Origin of the sequence: Thiohalorhabdus denitrificans, from assembly GCF_001399755.1 — a bacterium.
Classification (GTDB): Bacteria; Pseudomonadota; Gammaproteobacteria; order Thiohalorhabdales; family Thiohalorhabdaceae; genus Thiohalorhabdus; species Thiohalorhabdus denitrificans.
Genome location: NZ_LJCP01000010.1, coordinates 531,217 through 549,389, shown reverse-complemented (window position 1 = coordinate 549,389; position 18,173 = coordinate 531,217). Strand labels below are relative to the sequence as shown.

Annotated in this window: 18 protein-coding genes; 3 read left to right on the top strand and 15 right to left on the bottom strand. The window is 71.6% G+C overall.

Annotation, left to right across the window (positions count from 1 at the left end; translation table 11 throughout):
• Nucleotides 1-4 precede the first annotated feature (4 nt).
• Nucleotides 5-367: a hypothetical protein gene (locus AN478_RS09220; protein WP_054966310.1), complete on the bottom strand. Its 363-nt coding sequence runs from the start codon at nucleotides 365-367 to the stop codon at nucleotides 5-7.
• 92 nt (nucleotides 368-459) lie between these two features.
• Between AN478_RS09220 and AN478_RS09215 the strand changes: the two genes are divergently transcribed.
• Nucleotides 460-726 (top strand): acylphosphatase, encoded by a 267-nt coding sequence (locus tag AN478_RS09215; protein ID WP_054966309.1) that lies wholly within the window; start codon nucleotides 460-462, stop codon nucleotides 724-726.
• A 52-nt stretch (nucleotides 727-778) separates the two neighbouring features.
• Here AN478_RS09215 and AN478_RS09210 read toward each other — a convergent pair whose 3' ends face one another.
• From AN478_RS09210 to shc, 12 genes are all read right to left on the bottom strand, one after another.
• Entirely contained in the window at nucleotides 779-1,348 is a 570-nt protein-coding gene (locus tag AN478_RS09210) for a lytic transglycosylase domain-containing protein (RefSeq protein ID WP_231627369.1), read from the bottom strand.
• 3 nt (nucleotides 1,349-1,351) lie between these two features.
• Complete coding sequence (locus AN478_RS09205; RefSeq protein ID WP_054966308.1) at nucleotides 1,352-1,837, bottom strand: universal stress protein; 486 nt, start codon at nucleotides 1,835-1,837, stop codon at nucleotides 1,352-1,354.
• A 68-nt stretch (nucleotides 1,838-1,905) separates the two neighbouring features.
• Nucleotides 1,906-3,624: a proline--tRNA ligase gene (locus AN478_RS09200; RefSeq protein WP_054966307.1), complete on the bottom strand. Its 1,719-nt coding sequence runs from the start codon at nucleotides 3,622-3,624 to the stop codon at nucleotides 1,906-1,908.
• A 153-nt stretch (nucleotides 3,625-3,777) separates the two neighbouring features.
• Nucleotides 3,778-4,629: a GTP cyclohydrolase FolE2 gene (gene folE2, locus AN478_RS09195; protein WP_054966306.1), complete on the bottom strand. Its 852-nt coding sequence runs from the start codon at nucleotides 4,627-4,629 to the stop codon at nucleotides 3,778-3,780.
• A 76-nt stretch (nucleotides 4,630-4,705) separates the two neighbouring features.
• On the bottom strand, nucleotides 4,706-6,586 hold the full coding sequence (gene dxs / locus AN478_RS09190; RefSeq protein WP_054966305.1) for a 1-deoxy-D-xylulose-5-phosphate synthase: 1,881 nt from the start codon (nucleotides 6,584-6,586) through the stop codon (nucleotides 4,706-4,708).
• Between the two features lie 3 nt (nucleotides 6,587-6,589).
• Nucleotides 6,590-7,480 (bottom strand): polyprenyl synthetase family protein, encoded by an 891-nt coding sequence (locus tag AN478_RS09185; RefSeq protein ID WP_054966304.1) that lies wholly within the window; start codon nucleotides 7,478-7,480, stop codon nucleotides 6,590-6,592.
• 5 nt (nucleotides 7,481-7,485) lie between these two features.
• Entirely contained in the window at nucleotides 7,486-7,782 is a 297-nt protein-coding gene (locus tag AN478_RS09180) for an exodeoxyribonuclease VII small subunit (RefSeq protein WP_074471205.1), read from the bottom strand.
• A 63-nt stretch (nucleotides 7,783-7,845) separates the two neighbouring features.
• On the bottom strand, nucleotides 7,846-8,667 hold the full coding sequence (locus AN478_RS09175; protein ID WP_054966303.1) for a TlyA family RNA methyltransferase: 822 nt from the start codon (nucleotides 8,665-8,667) through the stop codon (nucleotides 7,846-7,848).
• Nucleotides 8,668-8,674: 7 nt separating this feature from the next.
• Nucleotides 8,675-9,736, bottom strand: coding sequence for a hopanoid-associated sugar epimerase (gene hpnA, locus AN478_RS09170; protein WP_074471206.1), 1,062 nt, complete (start codon nucleotides 9,734-9,736; stop codon nucleotides 8,675-8,677).
• Nucleotides 9,737-9,800: 64 nt separating this feature from the next.
• Nucleotides 9,801-10,922 carry an adenosyl-hopene transferase HpnH gene (hpnH, locus tag AN478_RS09165; protein WP_054966302.1) on the bottom strand — a complete coding sequence of 374 codons (1,122 nt, stop codon included), beginning with the start codon at nucleotides 10,920-10,922 and terminating at the stop codon, nucleotides 9,801-9,803.
• Nucleotides 10,923-10,994: 72 nt separating this feature from the next.
• Nucleotides 10,995-11,744, bottom strand: a complete 750-nt coding sequence (locus AN478_RS09160; protein ID WP_054966301.1) for a phosphorylase family protein — start codon at nucleotides 11,742-11,744, stop codon at nucleotides 10,995-10,997.
• Nucleotides 11,741-13,699, bottom strand: coding sequence for a squalene--hopene cyclase (gene shc, locus AN478_RS09155; RefSeq protein ID WP_054966300.1), 1,959 nt, complete (start codon nucleotides 13,697-13,699; stop codon nucleotides 11,741-11,743). Before shc ends, AN478_RS09160 begins: the two co-directional genes overlap by 4 nt.
• Nucleotides 13,700-14,053: 354 nt before the next feature.
• Between shc and AN478_RS09150 the strand changes: the two genes are divergently transcribed.
• Both AN478_RS09150 and AN478_RS09145 read left to right on the top strand, forming a co-directional pair.
• Nucleotides 14,054-15,379: a lysophospholipid acyltransferase family protein gene (locus AN478_RS09150; RefSeq protein WP_054966299.1), complete on the top strand. Its 1,326-nt coding sequence runs from the start codon at nucleotides 14,054-14,056 to the stop codon at nucleotides 15,377-15,379.
• A complete protein-coding gene (locus AN478_RS09145) occupies nucleotides 15,355-16,323 on the top strand; it encodes a lysylphosphatidylglycerol synthase transmembrane domain-containing protein (protein WP_054966298.1) in 969 nt (322 codons plus the stop codon). The genes AN478_RS09150 and AN478_RS09145 overlap by 25 nt, the downstream gene beginning before the upstream one ends.
• Here the strand turns inward: AN478_RS09145 and AN478_RS09140 are convergent.
• Nucleotides 16,315-17,397, bottom strand: coding sequence for a glycosyltransferase (locus AN478_RS09140; protein WP_054966297.1), 1,083 nt, complete (start codon nucleotides 17,395-17,397; stop codon nucleotides 16,315-16,317). The two genes, AN478_RS09145 and AN478_RS09140, sit on opposite strands and share 9 nt — an antisense overlap.
• A 168-nt stretch (nucleotides 17,398-17,565) precedes the next feature.
• Nucleotides 17,566-18,168, bottom strand: a complete 603-nt coding sequence (locus tag AN478_RS09135; RefSeq protein ID WP_054966296.1) for a peroxiredoxin — start codon at nucleotides 18,166-18,168, stop codon at nucleotides 17,566-17,568.
• Nucleotides 18,169-18,173 lie beyond the last annotated feature (5 nt).

Below are 18,173 nucleotides of genomic sequence, written 5' to 3'. Positions count from 1 at the left end.
GCGCTCAGATTCGCAGCAGGGTGAACAGGATCTTGAGCTTCTCGCCCAAGCGCAGGGTGGGGGCCCGCTCGATGAGGGCGTTCTTGGTCTTCAGCCCGGCGATCAGGTCGCCCTCGATGTCCAGGTGCTTGTCCACGAAGGCCTCCGCCGCCCGGTATTCGTTGGCGCGGAGGATGAGGCGGCGCACGGTGCGCGGGCTGTCGAAGATGATAACGAACCGGGGGCTGTCCGTGTAGCGCAGCTCCCGCTCCCCGACGCGGATATTGAAATCCTTGCGGCTGCGGCGGAACAGGATGTCGGCGATGATTCCAAGGCGCCGGGACACCTTGTCCTCCTGGGGAAGCACTTCCGCGGCGGTATAAAACATGGGCTCCTCTCGTTACCCTGCAAGAAGTCCGTCAACCTGGCTCCGGGACACCGGATGGCCCGGAGCGTTCGATCCAGCTCGGGAGGCTGTCGATGCAGCGACACTATACCATCCACGGCCGGGTGCAAGGCGTCTTCTTCCGGGACTCGACCCGGCGGAAGGCCCGGGAGCTCGGGCTGGGCGGCTGGGTCCGCAATCTTCCCGACGGCTCCGTGGAGGCGGTGGCGGCGGGGGACCCGGAGGCTGTCCGGGCCCTGGAGGACTGGTTCCGCCAGGGCGGGCCGCCGGCGGCCCATGTGGAACGGGTGGATGCGATGGACCAGGAGGAGAAGGCGTTCGGCGAGTTCCGGGTCCGGTAGGGCGGGTGAGGTCCGGCCCGGACCCGCGCCTTGCTGTCCGCGGAAAGCCCGCCTAGCGGCCCTCCGCCCAGCGCTGCCGGTAGGCCCGATGGATCTTCTCGGGGTAGATGGTGCGCCCCATGCTGCCGTTGTAGGCGGCCAGGGCCCGCAGGATGTCCCCCTCCTCCCGCTCCAGGTAGTGGCGGAGGATGGTGCAGCCGTAGCGCAGGTTGGTGCGGGGCTCGAACAGGTTGTCCCCGGGGCGGCCGATCTCCTCGCGCCAGAAGGGCATGATCTGCATGAGGCCCCGGGCGCCGGCGTGGGACAGGGCGAAGCGCTGGAAGTGGGACTCCACCTGAATCACGGCGAAGACCAGGCCCGGCGGGATCTCCGCCTTGCCGGCCTCCTCGAAGACCAGGGCGGCCAGGCGGCGGCGCTCCTCGGCGTCGGGGACAAAGGGGCGCAGACGGCGCATGTAGTCCTTGAACCAGACCTGCTGGTCGAACCGGTCGGCGGGGGAGTGGGGCCGGTCAAGGGCGGCGCCGAGATCCTGGCGCAGCCGCGGATCCACCGGCTCGGCGGGCACCGGACGCGCCGCGACCAGCAGGCCGGCGAGGGCCAGCAGGGGAAGGGCGATGCGCACCGGCTATCCCTCCGGTGCGGACTCGGGAAGCTCGGGGGCGGACTCGGCGGATTTCACCACCAGCACGGGCGTGGGCGCCTTGCGGACCACCCGCTCGGCGGTGGAGCCCAACAGGGCATGGCGCAGGCCCGACCGCCCGTGCGAGCCGATCACGATCAGGTCCGCCGGCAGGTCTCCGGCGAAGCGGCTGATGGCGGCGAAGGGGCGCATGGCCGACTCCTCGCAGTGCACGGTGACGGTGGCGCCCATCTCCGTGAGCTCCTTCTCCAGGCCCTCCAGGTAGCGCCGGCACTGCTCCAGCATCTCCTCGGTGAGGTCCTCGGGCGGCATCACCAGCTCGGGCCATTCGGCGTAGATGAGCTGCGGGGTGACCACGTGCAGCAGGTGCAGCTCGGCCTGGAAGCGGATGGCCATCTCCGCGGCGGAGCGCGCCGCGTGGTGGGAGGGCTCCGACTGGTCCACCGGAGCCAGGATGCGGCGGAGGTGCATGACGGTCCCCTTTGGCTGGTATCCCCCCGGCAAGCCTACCGCCATTCGGAATGGGGATAAAGGGTGGGTCAGACGTCCCCGGCCCGTGTCCGCAGGAATTCCAGCAGCCCGTCCGCCGGGGCGTCCTCGCTCTCCGCCGCGGTGCGGGCCTTGTATTCGTACACCCCGCGGTCCAGGCCCTTGTCGCCCACCACCAGCCGGTGGGGGATGCCGATCAGGTCGGCGTCGTTGAACTGGATCCCCGGCCGCTCGTCGCGGTCGTCGTACAGCACCTCGTAGCCGGCCTCCCGGAGCTCCGCGTAGACCGCCTCGGCGGCGTCCGCCACCCGCTGGGATTTCTTCTTGTTGATGGCGATCAGGGCCACGTCGAAGGGGGCGATGGCCTCCGGCCAGCGGATGCCCGCGTCGTCGTGGTTCTGCTCGATGGCGGCGGCCACGATGCGCGAGACCCCGATGCCGTAGCAGCCCATTAGCATGGGGTGCTCGCGGCCGTCGGCGTCCAGGTAGGTGGCCCCGAGACTTTCCGAGTACTTGGCGCCCAGCTTGAAGATGTGGCCCACCTCGATGCCGCGGGTGGTGTCCATGGGGGTGCGGCACTCGGGGCAGGGGTCGCCTTTCACCACCATGCGCAGGTCGGCAGCCTGGGGCTCGGGCAGGTTCTCGTTCCAGTTGACGCCCATGAGGTGCTGATCGTCCCGGTTGGCGCCGCAGACGAAGTCGGCGAGCACCGCCGCCTCGCGATCCGCCACCACCGTCACCTTCTCCACGTCCAGCCCCACCGGGCCCACGGAGCCCGGCTCGGCCCCGGCCAGCTGCTTGACGCGGTGGCCGTCCAGGAAGTGGCATTCGCCGCCCAGGGCCGGGTGGGCGGCGGCCTTGTCCTCGTTGAGCTCGTGGTCGCCGCGCAGCACCAGGGCCACCGGGCCGTGGCGGCCCTCGGCAAACAGGGTCTTCACCGTGCGATCGGCGGGCACGTCCAGCATGGCGGACACGGCGGCGATGGTGTAGGCGCCGGGCGTGTCCACGGTGCGCAGTTCCTCCCCCGGGGCGGGGCGCTCCGTCTCCGGGGCCGCCGCCTCGGCCAGCTCCACGTTGGCGGCGTAGCCGCAGGACGGGCAGGAGGCGATCTCGTCCTCGCCGGACTCGGCGAGGACGTGGAACTCGTGAGAGACGCTGCCGCCGATGGCCCCGGTGCGGGCGCGCACGGGGCGGAAGTCGAGGCCCAGGCGGGAGAAGATGCGGCCGTAGGCCTCGAACATGGCCTCGTAGGTGCGGTCCAGGCTCGCCTCGTCGGCCTCGAAGGAGTAGCCGTCCTTCATGACGAACTCCCGGGCCCGCATGACGCCGAAGCGGGGCCGGATCTCGTCGCGGAACTTGGTCTGGATCTGGTAGAGGTTCAGGGGCAGCTGACGGTAGGAGCGCACCTCGCCGCGGATCAGGTCGGTGATCACCTCCTCGTGGGTGGGCCCCAGGGCGAAGTCGCGGTCGTGGCGGTCCTTGATGCGCAGCAGCTCGGGGCCGAAGTTGTCCCAGCGCCCGGATTCCTCCCACAGCTCGGCGGGCTGGACCACGGGCATGAGCACCTCCTGGGCGCCGGCGGCGTTCATCTCCTCGCGGACCACCTGCTCCACACGCTGCACCACCCGGTACCCGAGGGGCAGCCAGGAGTACAGCCCGGCGGCCAGCCGCCGGATCATCCCGGCGCGGAGCATGAGCTGGTGGCTGACGATCTCGGCGTCGGCGGGGGTCTCGCGCAGGGTGGGCAGGAGGTACTGGGATAGGCGCATGCGGCGCGCTCCGCTGGTTGTCACGGGAACGGGGGCCACGCCGCGGGGGCGGCATGGACACGGAAACGGGTCGAGACCGGGGAGCGGGCGGGGCCCGTCCGGCTGCCTGCTACGGTACCACGCCGGCGGCCGTTCCCACCACGGAGGAGCGGATCAGGCGCCGTCGGGGAGGGGGGTGCGCTTGTCGCGCTCGATCCAGGCGTAGGCCGAGTGGTTGTGGATGGACTCGAAGTTCTCGGCGCCCACCGTGTACCAGACGATCCGTTCGTCGTCCTCCAGCCGCCGGGCGATGTCGCGGACCAGGTCCTCCACGAACTTGGGGTTCTCGTAGGCGTGCTCGGTGACGTACTTCTCGTCGGGCCGCTTGAGGACCCCGTAGAGGTCGCAGGAGGCCTCGGCCTCCGCCAGCTCCACCAGGTCCTCGATCCAGACGAAGTCGCGGGCGCGCACCTGCAGGTCCACGTGGGAGCGCTGGTTGTGGGCGCCGTACTCGGAGATGGATTTGCTGCAGGGGCACAGGCTGGTGACGGGCACCTGCACCTGGATGGTGATCTGGTAGTCCTCGGGGGTGAGGTGGCCCCGCAGGGTGACCTCGTAGTCCATCTGGCTCTCCACGCCGGAGACCGGGGCCTGCTTCATGATGAAGTAGGGGAAGGCCATCTCCAGGTGGGCCTGCTCCGCCTCCAGGCGGGCGCGCATCTCCTCGAGGATGGAGCGGAAGGACTCCACGGAGATCTCCCGCTCGTGGTCGTTGAGGATCTCCACGAAGCGGGACATGTGGGTGCCCTTGAAGTGCTGGGGCAGGTCCACGTAGGCGTTGAAGTGGGCCAGGGTGTGTTGCTCGCCCTGGGTACGGTCCTTGACCCGCACCGGGTGGCGGATGTCCTTGATGCCCACCTTGTTTATGGGGATGCGGCGCTGGTCCGGCAGGCCCTGGGTGTCCTGGATCTCGCTGGCGCAGTCCGGGAGCTCCTGCTCGGAGACGGTACGGTCGTGCACGGCCATGTACGGAACCTTCATTGGCGGCGGGAGGCCCCCGCCGCGCAATAGGTGAGTGGGATGCTGGGGAACGGCCCCTAGCTTACTTTTGGGGGCATTCCCGTGCAACGGGGCGGGGGGCCGTGTGCGCGCGCAGGGCGGCGGTCATGCCCGCCGCATCCAGGCCGTAGTCGCCCAGCAGGGCGGTGCGCTCCCCCTGCGGGATGAAGGCGTCGGGCAGGCCCAGGCAGGTGACGCGGACCTCCGGGTCCAGGGAGGCCAGGAAGGCGCGCACCGCCTCGCCCGCCCCGCCCGCCAGGGTGTTCTCCTCCACCGTGACGAGGTGGCGGTGCGTGGCCGCCAGCTCGGTGAGCAGGGCGGTATCCAGCGGCTTCACGAAGCGCATGTTGACCACCGTGGCGTCCCGCTCTTCCGCCGCCTCCAGGGCGGGGCCGATGAAGGGGCCGAAAACCAGCAGGGCCTGGCCGCCGCTCCCCTCGCGGACCACCTCGGCGCGGCCCACCTCCAGCGGGCTGGGCGGCCCGCTGGTGGCCAGCCCCACCGCCTTGTCCTTCGGGTAGCGCAGGGCGGAGGGGCCCTCCAGGGCCAGGCCGGTGGCCAGCATGTTGCGCAGGTCCACCTCGTTGGCCGGCGTCATGAGGGTGAGGTTGGGCACCGGGCGCAGGAAGCTCAAGTCGAAGTTGCCGCCGTGGGTGGGCCCGTCCGGCCCGACGATGCCGGCGCGGTCGATGGCGAAGACCACCGGCAGGTTCTGGATGGCGATGTCGTGGATGAGCTGGTCGTAGGCCCGCTGCAGGAAGGTGGAATAGATGGCCACCACCGGCCGCAGCCCCTCGCAGGCCTGGCCCGCCGCGAAGGTCAGGGCATGCTGCTCGGCGATGCCCACGTCGAAGAAGCGCTCGGGGAAGCGCTGCTCGAACTCCACCAGCCCGGAGCCCTCGCGCATGGCCGGCGTGATGCCCGTCACCCGCTCGTCGGCCGCGGCCGTCTCGATCAGGGCGTCGCCGAAGACCTTGGTGTAGGCGGGGGCACCGCCGCCGGATTTGCGGGGGGCGCCGGTGGCGGGGTCGAAGGGGGTGACGCCGTGGTATTTGGTGGGCTCGTTCTCCGCCGGCTCGAAGCCCTTGCCCTTGCGGGTGACCACGTGCAGGAGGCGCGGCCCCTCCATGCCCCGCAGGTTGCCGAGGATGGGCAGCAGCTCGTCCAGGTTGTGGCCGTCCACCGGCCCCACGTAGTTGAAGCCCAGTTCCTCGAACAGGGTGCCCGGGGTGATCAGCCCCTTGAAATGCTCCTCGGCGCGGCGGGCGATGTCACGGGCGCCGGGGATGCGGGACAGGGCGCGGTCGGCGTTGTCGCGCATGCGGTTGTACCAGCGTCCGGCGATGAGGCGGGAGAAGCGCTGCGACAGGGCCCCCACGTTGGGGGAGATGGACATCTCGTTGTCGTTGAGGATCACCAGCAGATTGGCGTTCAGGTCCCCGGCGTGGTTGAGGGCCTCGAAGGCCATGCCGGCGGTCATGGCGCCGTCGCCGATGATGGCCGCCACCGCCCGCTCCTCCCCCTGCGCGGCGGAGGCCTGGGCCATGCCCAGGGCGGCGGAGATGGAGGTGGAGGCGTGGCCCACGCCGAAGGTGTCGTAGGGGCTCTCGGCGCGTTTGGGGAAGCCGGAGAGGCCGCCCGCCTGGCGGATAGTACCGAAGGACTCGCGGCGGCCGGTTAGCAGCTTGTGCACGTAGGCCTGGTGGCCCACGTCCCAGACCAGGCGGTCGTGCGGGGTCTGGAAGGTGTAGTGCAGCGCCAGGGTCAGCTCCACGGTGCCCAGGTTGGCGCCGAGGTGGCCCCCGGTCTCGCTCAGCGATTCCAGGAGGTAGCCCCGCAGCTCTTCGGCCAGGTCCGGCAGTCGGGCGGCGTCGAGGCCGCGCAGGTCCTCCGGGTAGCTGATGGTATCAAGCAGTTCGGCCATGGCTCAGTGGTCCCGGTCGATGATGTAGCGGGCCAGGGCCCGCAGGGGTTCGGCGGCTTCCCCGAAGGGGGTGAGCCATTCCAGGGCCCGCTCGATCTCGGTACGGGCCAGGCGCTTGGACTCCTCGAGTCCCAGCAGGGCGGGATAGGTGGCCTTGCGGTGCTCCGCGTCGGCACCGGCGGTCTTGCCCAGGGCCGCCGTATCGCCCTCAACGTCCAGGACATCATCCGTGATCTGGAAAGCCAAGCCGATATGCCGTCCATAGGCGCCCAGGGCATCCACGGTTTCCCCGTCCGCGGTGCCCGCCAGGGCTCCCAGCTCCACGGAGGTGCGCAGCAGGGCCCCGGTCTTCAGCCGGTGGATGCGCTGCAGGGCCTCCATGCCGATGGCCCGGTCCTCCTGGGCCAGGTCCAGGGCCTGGCCGCCCACCATGCCGGCGTGGCCCGCGGCGTGGGCCAGCCGCCGCGTCATCTCCAGGCGGGTGGGGACGTCCAGCTGCCCGGCGTCGGCGATGGCCTGGAAGGCCAGGGTCTGCAGGGCGTCGCCCACCAGCACGGCGGTGGCCTCATTGAAGGCCTTGTGGGTGGTGGGCTGTCCCCGGCGCAGGTCGTCGTTGTCCAGGGCGGGCAGGTCGTCGTGGACCAGGCTGTAGGCGTGGATGCACTCCACCGCCGCCGCCGGGGCGAGGGCCGGACCCGCGTCGCCGCCCACCGCCTCGCACCCGGCCAGCACCAGGATCGGCCGCAGGCGCTTGCCGGAGCCGAGCACGGCGTAGCGCAGGGCGCCGCCGAGCGGGGAGGGAGCGAGGTCCTCGGCGCCCGGCAGGAGGTCCTCGAGGGTGCGCTCGACGCGCTCCCGCCGGTCCTCGATAAAGCTGCGCAGAAGGGGCTCCACGGGGCCTACTCGCCGTCGCTTTCGGAGGGCTCGGCGCCGTCCTCGAAGGGGGCGAGATGCTCGCCTTCCTCGGTGTCGCCCACGAGCTTGTAGACCGTTTGCTCGGCCTCCTGGAGCCGTTGCTCGCACTGGCGGGAGAGGTGGATCCCCCGCTCGAAGTCGGCGAGATCCTGCTCCAGGCCCTGCTCGCCGGATTCGAGGCGCTCCACCAGGGTCTCCAGCTCGGCGAGGGCCTGCTCGAAAGACAGATCCTGGTCCTGTTCGCCGTTGGTGTCCGGGCTCGGTTCGGATGGTTCGGTCAAGGTCGGATTGCGGACTTTGCGTTGGGAAGGGGTGAAACGCCCGGCCGGGCGATGGCCGCTAAGTTACCCCAGCTCCCCGGGAGGGTCAATTTCCGGCCCCGGGGCGCGGGCCGTCGGCCCGGCAGGTACCGGATGCAGGCGCAGGAAGTATTCCCGGTTGCCGGACTCGCCCGCCAGGGGCACCTCGAAGGCGTCGCCGGGACGGAGCCCGGAGCCCTCCGTCTGCGCCCGCACCCCTTCCAGGGCCCCCTCGCGCAGTTTCCGGTCCCGGACCACGCCGCCGCGACCCACCTTGCCCCGGCCCACCTCGAACTGGGGCTTCACCAGCACCGCCACCACCGCGTCGTCCGTAACCAGCCGTCGCAGAACGGGTAGGACGCCGCCCAGGGACAGGAAGCTCAGGTCCGCCACTAGCCAGGGGAAGGGCGCGCCGAGCAGCGCGGGATCGGCGCTCCGGATGTCCGTGCTCTCCAAGCAGCGCACCCGCGAATCGTCCCGCAGGCGGGCGTGGAGCTGGTCGGTGCCCACGTCCACGGTCACCACCTCGCGGGCGCCGCGCTGCAGGAGCAGGTCGGTGAACCCGCCGGTGGAGGCCCCGACGTCGAGGGCGCGGGTGTCGGTGGGATCGAGGGCGAAGCGGTCGAGGGCGGCCTCCAGCTTCAGGCCGGCCCGGGAGACATAGGGGATGTCGCTTCCGGTGACGGTCACCTCTGCCTCCTCGGCCACGATCCGCCCGGGCTTGGTGACCACCCGGCCGGCCACCTGCACCGATTCCGCCTCGATCAGACGGCGCGCGCGGGCCCGGCTGGCCGCGTGGCCGCGCCGCACCAGTAGGGTGTCGAGGCGCAGGCGCCGCGCCTCCGCGGGGGAAGCCTCCTCGCTCACGGGTCTCTCATGCCTCCCGGTTGGGTGCTCTCGCGGGTCCGGCGGTGCGCCGGGATCCTTCGGCGGCGGCGCGCGGATCCCGGTCCAGGCGGCCCTGGGCCCGGAACCACTCCAGGGCCTCGGCCAGGGCCTCGTCGGCGGGACGGGCCCGGTGGCCGAGCTCGGCCTCGGCCTTGGCGCTGGTGAAGTACATGCGCTTCCGGGCCAGCTTCACGCCGGTCACGGTGGCCAGCGGCTCGCGGCCGGTGAGGCCCGCCCAGGCCTCGGCGCCGTAGGCAACGGGCAGCACCAGCCCCCGCGGCAGGCGCACCCGGGGCGGACGCCGGCCCATGAGGGCGGCCACCCGGGCCAGCACCTCGCGCAGGGCGAGGTTCTCCCCGCCCAGGATGTAGCGCTCCCCGAGGCGGCCATGCTCCAGGGCCGCCAGGTGCCCGGCGGCCACGTCGTCCACGTGGACCAGGTTCAGCCCGGTGTCCACGTAGGCGGGCATGCGTCCGGCCGCGGCGTCCAGGATCATGCGCCCGGTGGGGGTGGGGCGGGCGTCCCGCGGACCCACAGGCGTGGAGGGATTGACGATGACCGCCGGCAGCCCCTCCTCCCGGACCTGGCGCCGCACCTCCGCCTCGGCGAGGACCTTGGAGCGCTTGTACGGGCCGATCTGGTCCGCCTCCGGGGCGGAGCGCGACTCGTCCGCCGGCTCGCCGTCTGCGCGCGCCGCCAGGGTAGCCACGCTGCTGGTGTAAACGATGCGCCCCACACCGGTCCGGTTGGCGGCCCGCAGGAGGGTGCGTGTGCCCTCCACGTTGGCGCGGTACATCCGCTCCGGATCGGGGACCCAGAGGCGGTAGTCCGCCGCCAGGTGGAACAGGGCCTGGCAGCCCTCCAGGGCCGGTTCCAGGGTGGATGGGTCGGTGAGATCCCCCTCCACCACCTCCACCGGCAGGTCGGCGAGGTTGGCGCGCGGTCCGCCCGGGCGGGCCAGCACGCGTACCCGGTGGCCCGCTGCCAGCAGGTGCCGCACCAGGGCCGAGCCGAGGAATCCGGTCCCTCCGGTGACCAGCGTGGTCATGGGGCGGTTCCCTGTGGGGGTCCGAACCCCGTATCCATTCTACCCCGCGCGCCGAAAAGCTCCATCAGGCGTCCCGCCCGGTGGGACGGCCGATGGCGTGCACCGGCACGGTGGCCACGGTGCCCGATTCCTCCCGCGGCTGCGCGGAGGGCGGGTCCGGGACCATGGGCCCCTCGGTGCGCGGCCCGCGCAGGGCGGTCTTCAGGGCCTTCCAGGGATGGCGCACGGTGTCCTCCACGGCCGTGGCCTCGAAGCCGCAATGGGCCATGCAGTTCTCGCATTTGGGGTGGCGCCCCACGCCGTAGGCCTCCCAGTCGGTCTCCTCCATCAGGGCCCGGAAGGTGGGGGCGTAGCCGCCGTCGGCGTGCAGGTAGCAGGGGCGCTGCCAGCCGAAGATGTTGCGGGTGGGGTTGCCCCAGGGGGTGCACTGGTACGCTTGGTTGCCGGCCAGGAAATCCAGGTACAGGGCGGAATGGCTGAGGGGCCACCTGCGCCCCTTGCCCTCGCGGAAGATGCCGCGGAACAGCTCCTTGATGCTGCGGATGCCCATGAAGATGTCGTGGCGCTTGGCCCCCTCGTAGTCGAAGGCCGGGGAGACCGTGATCCCCTCCACGCCCAGGCGCGTGGCCTCGTCGAAGAAGTCCCGCGCGCGTGCCGGGTCCTCGCCCTGGAACAGGGTGCAGTTGATGTTGACCCGGAAGCCCGCCTCGCGGAGACGCCGGATGGCCTCGGTGGCGCGGTCGTAGACCCCCTCCTGACAGACCGAGGCGTCGTGGCGCTCGCGGTCGCCGTCCAGGTGGATGGAGAAAGTGAGGTAGGGCGAGGGGGTGTAGTCCTTCATGCGCTTGATGGCCAGCAGGGCGTTGGTGCACAGGTAGACGAACTTCCTGCGCTCGATGATGCCGGCCACGATCTCGGGCATCTCCTTGTGGAGCAGGGGCTCGCCGCCGGCTACCGAGACCACCGGCGCCCCGCACTCATCCACCGCCTCCAGGCACTCCGCGGCGCTCATGCGCTGGGCGAGGATGTCGTCGGGATAGGCGATCTTGCCGCATCCCTCGCAGGCCAGGTTGCACTGGAACAGGGGCTCCAGCATGAGTACCAGGGGGTAGCGGCGGCTTCCGGCCAGCTTCCGGCCGAGGATGTACTTGCCGACTCGGTATTGCTGCAGCAGGGGGATACCCATGATTGGCCTCGTTCGGTTTGCCGCGGGGAACGGTCTCTGTTCCGGGGCGGCGGCGCCCGGGAGGAGCGCCGGCTAGGCGTCCGCCGGCACCCGGGCGGGAGGGACGTTCGCCTCCCCGGCCGGCACTTCGGTCCCGTCGCCCGCGCCCAGCCGGGGCCCCGCGATCCGTCCCGCCTCCCGGAGGGTGGCCCGGGCCCTCCGGAGGTCCAGGCCCAGGGCGGCCAGGCCGGGGAGGGCAGCGGGTTCCCGGAGGAGGGCCCGCAACAGCCCGGCCCCATGGAGGGTGCCGTCCGGGCGGAGGGCAGCCTGCGCGACCCGGGGCAGCCCGCGCCCGGCGGGGTCCGCCACCACACGGACGGCCACGAAAGGGAGTCCGGCCTCCCGGGCGACCCGGGCCACGGGGCCGCTTTCCTGGTCCACGGCCGTGGCGCCAGTGGCCCGGTACAGGTCCGCCTTGAGCGCCGGAGGGGCCGCCACCTCCCCGGCATGGAGCAAGGGCCCCGGGCTCACCGGCAGGCGGGGGGCGAGGGCCCCCTGGAGCCGGGACCGCCAGGCGGCGTCCACTGGGGGCTCGGCGGGCGCGTGGAGCCGTTCCGGCAGGATCAGGGTCCCCGCGGGCAGGGCGGGGTCGAGCCCGCCCGCTACCCCCCAGCTCATCAGGGCCTCCACCTCCTCCGTCGCCAGCCGGCGGGCGGCCGCCTCCCCCCGTTGCGGGCCCGGGCCCGATACCTCCACGCGGGCTGCCGGGCGCTTCGCTTCGGCGGGGTGCGCGGGGAGGCATGCCGCCTCCAGGGGCAGGGCGGCGACGACGCCCACGGTCACCGCGGGGTCCCCCCGGTCTGGTTGCGGTAGCGGGCCAGGGCCTGGAGGGGGAAGTACTTGTTGTAGCCGTGGTACTTCAGGTGGAACACGCGGGGGAAGCCGGGGGCGGTGAACCAGGGGGCCTCCCAGCCGCCGTCCGCCCCCTGGGTCGCCAGCAGGTAGTCCACGCCGGCCCGCACCGCCGGGCTCCGGGCCTCGCCGGCGGCCATCAGGCCGAGCAGTGCCCAGGCCGTCTGGAAAGGGGTGCTGCGCGGTGCCCGGCGGGCCCGCTCGGGCTGGAAATAGGTGTCGTTCTCCTCCCCCCAGCCGCCGTCGGGCCGCTGCACGCTCTTGAGCCAGCGCACGGCCTGCCGGATCCATGCCTCGTTCATGTCGAGGCCCGCCTGGCTCAGGCCCTCCAGCACCGACCAGGTGCCGTAGACGTAGTTGGTTCCCCAGCGGCCGAACCAGGGGCCTTCCGGTTCCTGGGCCCGCTGCAGGAAGTCCACGGCCCCGCGGAGGGCGGCCCCGGCCTCCGGATGGTCCACCCGGCCCAGGAGCCCTACGCACCGGGCGGTGACATCGCTGGTGGGCGGATCGAGGAGGGCGCCATGGTCGGCGAAGGGGATCTCGTTCAGGTAGTGGTAGGTGTTGTCGGCGTTGAAGGCGCCGAAGCCGCCATCCCGGGACTGCATGCCCACCACCCAGTCCACCGCGCGCCGGATCCGGTCCGCCTCTTGTTCCGAGTCGCCGCCGTTGTGCAGGAGATTGGCCACCGTGGCCGTGTCGTCCAGGTCCGGGTAGTGGGGGTTCTCGTACTGGAAGCACCACCCCCCGCCTGCGAGGTCGGGGTTGTCCGCGGTCCAGTCCCCTCCCTCCTCGACCTGGCGGGGACGAAGCCAGTCCATGCCCCGGGACCCCTCCTCCGGAGGGGTGCCGCCGTTGGCCTCCGTAAGGGCGTGGCAGGCCAGGGCGGTATCCCACACCGGGGAGAGGCAGGGCTGGCAATAGGCCTCGTCCCCCCGCTCCACCACCAGGTTGCGCAGCGCCCGGCCGGCCCGGATGCGGTAGGGGTGGTCGGGGCCGTAGCCCAGATGGTCCAGGGCCTCGTAGGCGTACACCATGGCCGGGAAGATCCCGCCGAGGCCGTGCTCCCCGTTCAGCCGCTCGATGAACCAGTGGGCCGCCTCATGCACGGCCCGCTCGCGGATCCGCTGGGGGAAGAGGGGCTCCGCCCGGGCGGCGGTTCGCTCGATGGAGAGGATGAGCCGGTTCGGCCAGGACCAGACCGGGAAGTAGCGGCGTTCCCGTTCCGGGGGGACGGTGAACAGCTCCCGCACCCCCAGCCGCTGGGGGTTGCGGGCCCGAACGCGGCGTGTGTAGAGGATGGACAGGGGCACCATCACCGTGCGCGCCCAGTAGGAGACCTTGCTCAGGTGGAAGGGAAACCAGGTGGGCAGCAGCACGATCTCCGCGGGCACCATGGGCACGCCGCGCCAGGGGATCTGCCCGAACTGGGCCAGCAGGAAGCGGGTGAAGACGTTGGAGCGCGCCGCCCCGCCGTGGGCCAGGATGGCCTCGCGGGCCTCCGCCATGGGCGTCTCTTCCGGGTCCACGCCCGCCAGCTTCAGGGCGTAGTAGGCCTTGACGGAGCCGCTCACGTCGAAGGGCCCCCCGGGGTACAGGGGCCATCCGCCGTGGGCCGGGTCCCGGCGGGCCCGCAGGTAGCGGACCATCCTCTCCTGCAGTCCGGGGTCGATCTCCCCCATGAAGTGCATCATCAGGATGTATTCGGCGGTGATGGTGCAGTCGCCTTCCAGCTCGAAGCACCAGTGGCCGTCGGGGAACTGGTGGTCCACAAGGGCCGCTTCCGCCGCGGCGATGGCCTGGTCCAGGGGGTATCCGGTGGTCCGCAGGCCGCCGCCCTGGTCCGTCGTCCCGAGCGCGTCGTCTTTGTAGGAAGTGGGTCTTGCCAAGGTACGCCCTTTCCGAATGGTGCTTTCAGCCTTACGCGGAGGACGGCGGGGACGGGGCGGGGTGGCCCTCGGTCGGTTCTCGGGGCTCGGAACGGAAAGTCCGTGGATCCAGGCGGTTATCGATTCCATTGTTCGAGGCTGCGCGTTGAGCTTGTCAATGCCCTGGGGGAGGACCCCAATGCTCGCGAGGGTAGGAGGGACGACCCGGGGGCTTGACCCTTTCGGGTTGCGGCCGGGGACGGCTTCCGCCAAAGATGGAACCTGGAGCCCGGGAGGGAAGGTCCCCCTTCCTTGCCGGGCATCGCATTGGTGGTTTCCGGGGCCGGGCCCCGCGACAGCGCGACGGAGGGTTCCATGGGGCAGTCCAGCGGGTCCGGTTGGGGAACGGCGCGAATCCTGCGGGGCGGCCTGGCGCGGGTGGCCCGCATGCACCTGCGGACGCGATTTTCCGTGCACGCCGACGGCCGGGAGCATTGCCCGCCGGCAGGGCCCGTCCTGGTGGTCTCCAACCACCGGCGGGATTCGGACGGCCCCCTGGTGGGGGATCTCCTGCTGGGCGTCCGGGCCGGCCGGTTCGGCGAGAGGGTGCCGCATTTTGTTGCCCGGGAGGATCTGTTCCGGAAGGGGTTCCTGCGGGAATACCTCACCGGGTGGCCGGCCTGGGCCCGGGGGGTGCTGGGCTCCCTGGATTCGGGCCCGGTGCTGAGCCTTCTGAATGTCCATCCCATGCGCAGGGTCCCGGAGCGCACCCTGGGGGAGGTGCTGGAGGAGATCGCGAATCTGGAAGGGGATCTCCCCCTGGCAAGGGTGCTGCGGCCGTCCTGGGTCGGACGCTTCGAGGACCTGGCCCCTCGTTCCGGGGAGCCGCGCGGGATCCGCGCGGCCCTGGCGCCTCGCTACCGGCCCCTGCTACGCCTGCCCCATGGCCTGCGCAAGCTGAACCATCGTTGCCTGCGGCACCACCTGCCGCGGGAGCGGGAGATGGTGGCGGGGTACCTGCAGGCCATCCGGGATGCCTTGGCACAGGGGGAAGCCGTCCACCTGGTGCCCGAGGGCCGGGTCTCCCCGCACGGCGGGGCCGATCGGGTGCGTTCGGGGCTGCATCTGCTCCTGGAACGCGGCACCCCGCCTCCGGTGGTCCTCCCCCTGGGGATCACCCACGATGACGCCACTACCGCTCGTCCCCGGGTGTTCCTGAGCCTGGGAGCGGGGTGGGTGGAGGGGGATGCCCGGAGCCGGCGGGCCCGCGCCCAGGGGGTTCAGAACGCCATCCTGGCGCAGACTGCCCTGACTTTGACCCAGGTGGGCGGCGCCCACCTGGTGGAAGCGGGGAGGCGGGGCCGGCGGGTCACCGCCGCGGAGCTCGAGGAGCGGGCGGCGGCGGAGGCGGGGGGATACCACCGGGCCGGGGCCCGGGTGGACCCGGTGCTGCTCGACCCGGCCTCCCGTGCCGAGCGGGTGGCCGCCTTCATCGCCTTCGGCCGTCGCCACGGCCTCCTGCACCCGGAGCGATCGGGCGGCTTCACGGTGGGGGAGGCGGTGCTCGGTCCCCCCCATCCCTGGCGGCCCGCGGGGCGCATTCCCTACGGCGCCAACGAGCATGCCGCCTTCGCCCGCCATTGGGCGCCGGCGGAGGCCGCACCCTCCGAGGAAGCATGGGCGCCCCGGATGCAGGAATAGGAACGGTCCGGGCCTTCCTGCGGCCCCATGTTTTCCTTCCCGTGCTGCTGGCCGCCGCCCTGGTCTTCTTCCTGCTCAGCATCTCCGACCTACCCACGGTGGTCGCTCGCCTCAAGCGGATCTCCACGGCGGCGGTTGCTGCCGGCTTCGGGCTCACCGTGGCGTACCTCGTCCTCAAGGGGGCGGTGCTGCGCAACCTCCTGGTAGGACTCGGCTACCGCATGGGGTGGCGGCCCTTCCTGCTCGCCTTCTCCATCGGCGAGCTGGCCGTGACCGTACCCTCGGGGGTCTACGCCCAGAACTACGTGCTGAGCCGCCTGGGGGTAGCCCCACCAGGCCATTCCTCCGCCGCCACCACCCTCATGATCCTGGTGGAGACCCTGGTGGTGATGGCCGCCCTGGCAGTGCTCGGCATTCCCGGGTGGGACTGGCTCGGGCCCCTGATGGTGGCCCTGATCCTCCTCCATCTGGTGGGGGTGGCGGTGGTGGTGGAGTCCCGAGCGGTGCGCCGCTGGCTGGGGTCCTTCCGGGGGACCCTGAGGCCCCTGGCCGGGGGGGTGCTGGGCATGATCAGCGGGGTCAGGCAGCTGGGCCGATCCGGGAGGCTCTGGGTCGCCCTGGTGCTTACGACGGCCTATCTGCTCGTGCAGGGAATGGGGCTGCTGGTGGTGGGACGCGCCACGGGCCTGGAGGGCCTCGCTCCGGAGCAGGCGGTGGCCGTCTTCTTCGTGGCCCTGTGGGTGACGTTGCTGGTAGCCAGCGTCCTTACCCAGCTGGGAGTGATCGAGGCGGTGGCCCTGGGGGCCGCCCAGGCCTACGGCTACGGCCTCGACGAAGCCCTGGCCGCCATCCTGGGGTACCGGGTGGTGTGGCTGGGGGCGGTCTGGCTGATCTGCGGGGGCCTGGTGCTCCGGCTGCACCGGGAGCTGGCCTCCTCAGGCTAGCACCACGTCCAGGAAGCGCCGCACCGACTCCCCGGCGGAGGCGGTGCGCGGCAGGCCGGGGAAGGTCTCGGCCTTGGCCACGTCCGCGGCCAGGTCCAGGCGGCTCTGCGTAACGCCGTGGGTGTGGCCCCGCTCCCGGTGGTAGCGGGCCAGGTATTCCTGCTCGCTCTGTCCGGGGGTGGGAACGAACAGGGCCTTTTTGCCGAGCTGGGCCAGCTCCATGAGGGTGGTGTAGCCGGAGCGGCCGATCACCAGGCGGGCCCGGTTCATCATGGCCTGCTGGGCGGGACGGTCCAGGTAGTCGTGGACGGTGATCCGGCCCCGGCCCAGGCTGCGGGAGCGGGACTCTGGCTTGCCCAGGGCCACCACGATCCGGCCCGGCAGGCCTTCCACCTCGGCGAGCACCCGCTCTTCCAGCAGGGTGCGCTGGGGCTCCTGGCCGGAGAGGGTGATGAAGTAGTCCAGGTCCTCTTCCCCGTCCTGCGGGGTAATGGTGGACAGGGGCCCGATGTAGGCCAGGCGGTCGCCCCAGTCGCGGGCGAGGTGGTGGCTGAGGTCGCCGGAGAGGCCTCCGTCTTCCGCCTCGTCCGGAACGAGGATGCGCCGGGCGTCGGCGAACAGCCGCGCCTGGGTGCCCTCCACCAGGCCCTCCAGGCGTTCCGGACGGCCGGGAATGATGTGGCGCAGGGAGTGGAAGAGGAGATAGCTGGGCACCTCGGGCAGGCAGACCCCGATGCGGCTGTCCGAGACGATGCGCGTGAAGCCCTCGCGTCGGCACAGGTTCCGTGTGAAGCGGCGCTCCCTCCGGAAGGTGGCGAGAAACAGCGGCAGGGAGAGGCTCATCTGCAGGTAGAAGCCGGCCACGCTGCGGTTGGAGGCCTTGGGGAGGTCACGAAGCTCGATGAAGGCGCACCGGTCCCCGAGCTCGCCGCGCAGGAGCCGCAGGGCCCGGCCAGTGGACAGCACCGTGACGCGGCTCCCGGTGTCCAGGAGACCGCGGATAAGCGGCAGGGAGCGAGTGGCGTGGCCGAGCCCCCAGTCGTGCACCGCGAATAGGACCTTTTCTCCGCCCATGGCTGATTCCGGCTCCGGAAATGGGGCACGGCGAGGACGAACGAGGAGACGCTGGTCCCATACAGGCAGCTTTTGCCGGCTGCCTCAAGGGGAGGGGGAAGCCGGTCCGGGGGAAGGGACAAAAAAAGACCGGGCCGCAGCCCGGTCTCGCGACGGATCCGGCGGAGCCTACAGCTCGGAGGACTTCTCCGCGAGGTAGGAGGCCACCCCTTCGGGCGTGTCCTTCATGCCGCTCTCGCCTTCCTGCCAGCCAGCGGGGCAGACCTCGCCGTGCTCCTCGTGGAACTGCAGGGCGTCGAGCATGCGCAGGGTCTCGTCGATGTTGCGGCCCAGGGGCAGGTTGTTCACCACCTGGTGCTGCACCACACCGCTGCGGTCGATGAGGAAGGTGCCGCGCAGGGCCACCGACTCGTCCACAAGGACGTCGTAGTCGCGGGCGATGCTCTTGGTCAGGTCGGCCACCATGGGGAAGCTCACCTGGCCGATGCCGCCGTTGTCCACGGGGGTGTTCTTCCAGGCCAGGTGGGTGAAATGGGAGTCGATGGAGCAGGCCACCACCGCGCAGTTGCGCTTCTCGAACTCCTTCACCCGGTTATCGAAGGCGATGATCTCCGAGGGGCAGACGAAGGTGAAGTCGAGGGGGTAGAAGAACAGCACCCGGTACTTGCCCTCGGTCTCCTTGAGGAAGTGCCACTCCTCCTGGATCTGGTTGTTCGGGTGCACGACCGGGGCGGCGAAGTCGGGGGCCTGCTTGTTGACCAGCACGCTCATGGTGG

What these genes read in the sequence shown, in the direction of transcription:
- AN478_RS09220 (WP_054966310.1), bottom strand. Translation starts at nt 367, where the DNA reads ATGTTTTATACCGCCGCGGAAGTGCTTCCCCAGGAGGACAAGGTGTCC.
- AN478_RS09215 (WP_054966309.1), top strand. Translation starts at nt 460, where the DNA reads ATGCAGCGACACTATACCATCCACGGCCGGGTGCAAGGCGTCTTCTTC.
- AN478_RS09205 (WP_054966308.1), bottom strand. Translation starts at nt 1,837, where the DNA reads ATGCACCTCCGCCGCATCCTGGCTCCGGTGGACCAGTCGGAGCCCTCC.
- AN478_RS09200 (WP_054966307.1), bottom strand. Translation starts at nt 3,624, where the DNA reads ATGCGCCTATCCCAGTACCTCCTGCCCACCCTGCGCGAGACCCCCGCC.
- folE2 (WP_054966306.1), bottom strand. Translation starts at nt 4,629, where the DNA reads ATGGCCGTGCACGACCGTACCGTCTCCGAGCAGGAGCTCCCGGACTGC.
- dxs (WP_054966305.1), bottom strand. Translation starts at nt 6,586, where the DNA reads ATGGCCGAACTGCTTGATACCATCAGCTACCCGGAGGACCTGCGCGGC.
- hpnA (WP_074471206.1), bottom strand. Translation starts at nt 9,736, where the DNA reads ATGACCACGCTGGTCACCGGAGGGACCGGATTCCTCGGCTCGGCCCTG.
- hpnH (WP_054966302.1), bottom strand. Translation starts at nt 10,922, where the DNA reads ATGGGTATCCCCCTGCTGCAGCAATACCGAGTCGGCAAGTACATCCTC.
- AN478_RS09150 (WP_054966299.1), top strand. Translation starts at nt 14,054, where the DNA reads ATGGGGCAGTCCAGCGGGTCCGGTTGGGGAACGGCGCGAATCCTGCGG.
- AN478_RS09145 (WP_054966298.1), top strand. Translation starts at nt 15,355, where the DNA reads ATGGGCGCCCCGGATGCAGGAATAGGAACGGTCCGGGCCTTCCTGCGG.
- AN478_RS09140 (WP_054966297.1), bottom strand. Translation starts at nt 17,397, where the DNA reads ATGGGCGGAGAAAAGGTCCTATTCGCGGTGCACGACTGGGGGCTCGGC.
- AN478_RS09135 (WP_054966296.1), bottom strand. Translation starts at nt 18,168, where the DNA reads ATGAGCGTGCTGGTCAACAAGCAGGCCCCCGACTTCGCCGCCCCGGTC.